Annotated in this window: 5 protein-coding genes; 3 read left to right on the plus strand and 2 right to left on the minus strand. The window is 68.1% G+C overall.

Features of this window, described 5'->3' with window-relative positions; genetic code table 11:
* Nucleotides 1-36 precede the first annotated feature (36 nt).
* Together ACNPM4_RS15170 and ACNPM4_RS15175 are read right to left on the minus strand one after the other, a co-directional pair.
* Complete coding sequence (locus ACNPM4_RS15170) at nucleotides 37-1197, minus strand: mandelate racemase/muconate lactonizing enzyme family protein (RefSeq protein WP_448986223.1); 1161 nt, start codon at nucleotides 1195-1197, stop codon at nucleotides 37-39.
* 82 nt (nucleotides 1198-1279) lie between these two features.
* Entirely contained in the window at nucleotides 1280-2083 is an 804-nt protein-coding gene (locus ACNPM4_RS15175; RefSeq protein ID WP_029273785.1) for an IclR family transcriptional regulator, read from the minus strand.
* A 335-nt stretch (nucleotides 2084-2418) separates the two neighbouring features.
* Here ACNPM4_RS15175 and ACNPM4_RS15180 point away from each other — a divergent pair, with 335 nt between their 5' ends.
* The 3 genes from ACNPM4_RS15180 to ACNPM4_RS15190 are packed head-to-tail and all read left to right on the plus strand — an operon-like array spanning nucleotide 2419 to nucleotide 5475.
* Entirely contained in the window at nucleotides 2419-3249 is an 831-nt protein-coding gene (locus ACNPM4_RS15180; protein ID WP_231481692.1) for a carbohydrate ABC transporter permease, read from the plus strand.
* Nucleotides 3249-4106, plus strand: coding sequence for a carbohydrate ABC transporter permease (locus tag ACNPM4_RS15185; protein WP_105710904.1), 858 nt, complete (start codon nucleotides 3249-3251; stop codon nucleotides 4104-4106). The genes ACNPM4_RS15180 and ACNPM4_RS15185 overlap by 1 nt, the downstream gene beginning before the upstream one ends.
* Before the next feature lie 52 nt (nucleotides 4107-4158).
* A complete protein-coding gene (locus tag ACNPM4_RS15190) occupies nucleotides 4159-5475 on the plus strand; it encodes a type 2 periplasmic-binding domain-containing protein (protein ID WP_448986225.1) in 1317 nt (438 codons plus the stop codon).
* Nucleotides 5476-5494: the final 19 nt, after the last annotated feature.

Raw genomic sequence — 5494 nt, forward strand, 5'->3', positions numbered from 1 at the left:
CCCACCCACCCGTTCTTCGTCGGATGTCGATGCGGATCAGTGCCGCACGTACTCCTGGATCGCGTCCTCGTCGACGGTCACGCCGAGCCCGGGGCCGGTCGGCACGACGAACCCGCCGTCTGCGCGCACCTCGAGCGGGGTCGTCAGCAGGCGGTTGGCGACGGGAAGGGTGAACGGCTGGTACTCGAAGGCGAGGAGCGACGCGGCGCTCGCCGCGACATGCACGCCGGCGGCCATCGCGATGCCGAATGCGGCGGAGTGGTGCGGCGCGACCGGCACGTGGAAGGCATCGGAGACCGCGGCGATCGCGAGGCCTTCGGTGATACCGGTGCGGCCGATGTCGGGCTGCGTGAGGCCGACCGCGCGGCGGGTGAGCCAGTCCGTGAACTCGAAGCGGCTGCGCATGGCCTCACCGATCGCGATCGGGGTGGCGAGAGCGGTCGCGAGATCGCGGTGCCCCTCCACGTCCTCCGGGGCGAGCGGCGCCTCGAAGAACCATGCGCGCCGGTCGTCCAGCTCGCGGCCGAGCGCACGCGCCTCGCCGAGCCGGTACGTCCAGTGCGCATCGAGCGCGACGTCGAGATCGGGGTGCACACCGCGGACGGCGTCGTAGGTCGCCAGGTCGGTGCGGATGTCGACACCCAGGTGCAGCTTGATGCGGCGGACGCCGCCCTCCACGAGCTCCGCCGTCTTCTCGGCGCGCTCGACGTCGTCGACACCGCGGATGCCGGAGACGTAGGTCGGCAGCACCTCGTGGAAGCGTCCGCCGGCGAGCTCGGACACCGAGAGGCTGGTGGCGTGGCCCCAGAGGTCCCAGAGCGCGATGTCGACGGCGGCCATGGCGTCGGCCTGGTGCCCGGTGAGGTGTCCGCGCTCGCGCATCGACTCGGTCATGCGGTGCCACAGCGTGCGCACCGAGCGCGGATCCTCGCCGAGGATGAGCGGGGTGAGCAGGTTGTCGACGATCGCCGCCGCGACGACGGGGGCCACGGGGGCGAGCGCCTCGCCCCAGCCGACCAGACCCTCATCGGTCTCGATCTTGACGAGCAGCGTCTCGTATCCGGGGGAGTACAGGCTCCGCCACGGCGGACGGATGACGTACCCGCGGTGATCCACGGCGGTGTCGCCGGCGTACGAGTTGTTCGCATCCTCCTTCGACAGGTAGAGGGGGAAGGTCTGGACGCGCGTGATTCTCACTGGGGTCTCCAATAGACGGGGTGGTCGAACGGCCGGCGGCAGGTGCCGTCGTCAGAGGGGGAAGCCGCAGTGCGGCCGAGGGTCAGAGTGCCGCGAACGCCGAAGCGGTGCGGGACGGGCTGTACCCGAGGGCCACCGAGATCTCGTCGGCGGCTTCGATGAGCTGCAGGGCGAGCTCCTGATGCGGTTCGTGCAGGTCGAGCACGGAGAGGGGGCCGCTGGCAGAGATGCCCGCGACGATCTCACCCGCCCGGTTGCGGATCGGCGCGGCGATGCAGGCGCGACCGAAGGCGAGCTCCTCGATCTCGGTCGCGTAGCCGCGGCTGCGCGTCTCGTCGAGGGCGGTCTGCATCGCGGCGCGGTCGACGATCGTGTGCGGCGTGAAGCGCTGCGGCGTCTGCGCGAAGTACTCGTCGACCTGTGCATCGGACATGCCCGACAGCAGGGCCTTGCCGATGCCGGTGGCGTGCAGCGGTCCGGTGCGACCCGCCATGGCGAACGACTTCGGTGCCAGGGCGCCTTCGAAGTTGCAGAGGTAGGTGAAGGTGAAGCCGCTGAGCTCGGCTACGTTGACGCCGATCTCGATGCGGCGCGCCAGGTTCTGCGCGATCTGCCGCGAGGCGCGGAAGATGGGCGAGCCGTTGATCGCGACCGTGCCCAGGGACACCGCCGCAGGGCCGAGGCGGTACAGGCCCGTGCGGGCGTCCTGCACCACGAACTTCATGCGGTCGAGTGCCGACATCATGCGAGAGACCGTCGACTGGCCGAGGCCGGTCAGCGTGCAGAGCTCGGAGACCCTCAGCTCGCCGGATTCCTCCGTGAAGCATGCGAGCAACGACATCGCCCGTTCGACGGTCTGCGTGCCGCCTACCGATTCCGACGCCATGGTGACTCCTCCTTGGTGATGTGGCCGCATCTGCGCGACCGCGGCTCGTCGCCGTTGCCAGTCATCCTATTCAGCGAAATGGCTTCGAGCAACACAATTGTGGGTGTCTTATGCATTTTGTGGATTTCGCATCCGCATTGTGGTTAACTGGCCGCACGTCGACGTCGACGACTGTGACGACGATGCGCAGGGCCCTCCGGGGTCGTCTCTACTGGAAAGTGACTGCAATGCAACAAGCCATACTCGAGCGGCCCGCAGAGAGCGAGCAGAAGGCCGTCGAGCCTCGCTCAGGGCGGCGCTCCACGTTGGGGGCGAAGGACCGCACCTTCGGTTTCATGATCGCACTTCCCGCGGTCCTCCTGTTCCTCGTGATCGCGATCTTCCCTCTCGTGTCGAGCATCTGGACCAGCCTGTACGACCAGTCGCTGCTCCGCCCCGAGCGCACGTTCGTCGGCCTCGACAACTACGTGGCCGTCTGGGACGAGTTCTTCGCCCGTCTCGGCACCACCCTGGTGTTCGCCTCGCTCGCGACGGTCTTCCCGCTCATCCTCGGCGTCGCCCTCGCGTTGCTGCTGAACGCCCGCATGCGCGGACGCAACATCCTGCGCGGCGCGCTCATGCTGCCGTGGCTGCTGCCCGGTGTGGTCGTCTCCTTCCTCTGGGCGTGGATCTTCAACGACAGCTACGGCGTCGTCAACCACGTGCTCTCGATCTTCGGGCTCCCCGAGGTCAGCATGCTCGGCACCCCGACCGGTGCGATGGCCGCGGTGGTCATCGCCAAGACCTGGCACTCGTTCCCCTGGATCATGGTCGTCGCCCTCGCGGTGCTCCAGACCCTGCCCAGCGAGCAGATCGAGGCCGCCACCATCGACGGCGCGACGCGCGCCCAGCGGTTCCGCCACATCTCGCTGCCGCACATCGCCGGCCCCGTCACCCTGGTCGCGGTGCTCGAGTTCATCTACAACTTCGGCAACTTCGACACCATTTTCGTGATGACCGGCGGTGGGCCGGGCAACTCGACCACGACGCTCGCGGTCAGCCTCTACGACCTCGCCTTCGGCAGCTACGAACTCGGCAAGGCCTCCGCCATGGGCGCCCTCTGGCTCGTCCTGCTCGCGATCATCACGAGCGGATACCTGTTCCTCAACCGACGGCTGGAGAAGTGATGCGCCGTAGTCGCGATGTGGGGGAGTCGATCATCCGCCCCCACCTGTCCATCCCGGGGCGCGTGCTGCTCCTGCTGCTGGCCCTGTTCGGCCTGCTGCCGGTGTACTGGCTCACGGCGACCGCGTTCACGAAGAAGGAGGATGTCTTCTCCCTGGATCGGCCGTTCTTCCCGGTCGACCCGACGTTCGAGAACTTCATCGGCTTCTTCCAGAACGACCTCCTGCTGAAGAACCTGCTGAACAGCATCATCGTGTCCACCGGCACGGCCCTGCTCGCGGTGCTCGTCGGTGGTCTGATGGCGTACTCGCTGTCGAAGTTCCGCTACCGCGGCCGCAACGCGATCATGTTCATGTTCCTCATCGGCCAGCTGATCCCGGGCGCACTGCTGCTCATCTCGCTGTACCTGATGCTGAGCTCGGCCGGACTGCTGTACACCTACACGGCGCTGATCATTTCGTTCACGACGTTCACCCTGCCGCTCGCGGTGTTCCTGCTGAAGGGCATCATCGACGCCCTCCCCGACGACATCCTCGAGGCGGCCAAGGTCGACGGTCTCTCCCGCACCGGGACGATGTTCCGCATCGTGTTCCCGCTCGTGGTCCCCGGCCTCATCACCGCGGGCATGTTCGCCTTCATGCGCGGCTGGAGCGATCTCCTCTTTGCCCTCACGCTCGCCGGCCCCGACAAGCAGACGCTGCCGGCAGGTCTGACCCAGGCGTTCATCCGCGAGGGCACGGCCGACTGGCCGGCGCTCATGGCGGCGTCCCTCATCACGTCGCTCCCGCTCGTCATCATCTTCGTCCTCCTGCAGCGCTACTTCGTCTCCGGCCTCGCCGCCGGAGCCGTCAAGGGGTAGCCATGCGTCTCCCGAACAGCTCTACCCCCATCACCTCGAAGGAGCAGTCTCCATGACCATCTCGAACTCACAGTTGAGCCGCCGAGCCTTCCTCGGAGGCGGCACCGTGCTCGCCGCATTCGGTGCCCTCGCGCTCGCCGGGTGTGCAACGCCCGCCGCCCCCGGCGCCGGTGCCGGAGGGGCCTCGGCCGGTGCTGCGACGGCCGCGAAGACCATCAACTTCTACGGCAACTCGCTCGGCGAGGAGGCGCTGAAGTCCGCGTGGCAGGGGATCCTCGACGGGTTCTCCAAGAAGGAGGGCGTCAAGGTCGCCCCGGTCATCTACCCGTACGACCAGGCGGCCACGCAGCTCGCTCTGACCGGGCGCTCCGGCAACCTCATGGGCGTCGGCCAGTCGGGCGGATGGCAGGTCCTCACGCCGATGAACGTGCTCGCCGACCTCACCGACCTCGCGAAGGGGCTCGGCATCCCGCAGGGCGTGCTCGACTCCTACACGATGGACGGCAAGCTGCTCGTGCTGCCGCTCACGGCCGCCGGCATCGGCATCATCACCAACGGCGAGATCGCGAAGAGCGTCGGCATCAAGTCGGGCATGACGGTGGAGCAGTTCGCCACCGCGCTCGAGAAGATCAAGAAGCAGGACAAGTCGCTGATCCCGTACGCCGCGGTCACCAAGAACCCCGACCTCAAGGACTCCGTGCCGTGGATGTGGGGCTTCGGCAGCGATGTCGTCACAGACGACCTCAAGTGCACGCTGGGCGACGCCGAGAGCGTCGAGGCCGTCATCTGGTACAAGTCCCTGCAGGACCAGGGTCTGACCCAGACGAACGTCGCCCGCAGCGATGCCCGCATCCTGTTCGCCAGCGGCCGGGCCGCGCTCTACGACGACGCCCCGCTCGCCTCGACCTTCGTCAAGACGAACGGCGCCGCGCAGAACATCATCGACAACATCGGGGCTATCTCGCGTCCGACGGCCGGGGGCAAGGACTCCTTCAACCGGGCGTGGGGCAGCGGCGTGTTCGCGACGGCGGGCGAGGGTGAGCTCACCAGCCGCGACTTCATCCTCTACGCGGCGACCAACGTCGAAGCGGCGACGGCGCTGTACGAGAACTCCGCCGTGGCTCCGGCCGCCAAGAGCGTCGCCGACAAGATCCCGGCGCTCGCGGCCGACAAGTTCCAGGGCGCGTTCCGCACGGAGGTCTCCGAGCACGCTCGGGGCGCCGCGTGGGACCGTGTCGCCGTGACGGCGCAGATCGACGCCGCGATCGGTGCCGGGGTCGCGACGATCCTCGCCGGTCAGGTCGAGGCCCAGGCCGGGCTCAACGCGCTGAAGAAGGAAGTCCAGGGGCTGCTCGACTCCAACGCCTGAGCCCCCGCACGAAGAAGGG

The sequence above is a fragment of the Microbacterium umsixpiens genome (assembly GCF_053543675.1).

Bases quoted from the DNA above. Each gene is read 5' to 3' on its own strand.
- ACNPM4_RS15180 (WP_231481692.1), top strand. From the start codon at position 2,419: ATGATCGCACTTCCCGCGGTCCTCCTGTTCCTCGTGATCGCGATCTTC.
- ACNPM4_RS15185 (WP_105710904.1), top strand. From the start codon at position 3,249: ATGCGCCGTAGTCGCGATGTGGGGGAGTCGATCATCCGCCCCCACCTG.
- ACNPM4_RS15190 (WP_448986225.1), top strand. From the start codon at position 4,159: ATGACCATCTCGAACTCACAGTTGAGCCGCCGAGCCTTCCTCGGAGGC.
- ACNPM4_RS15175 (WP_029273785.1), bottom strand. From the start codon at position 2,083: ATGGCGTCGGAATCGGTAGGCGGCACGCAGACCGTCGAACGGGCGATG.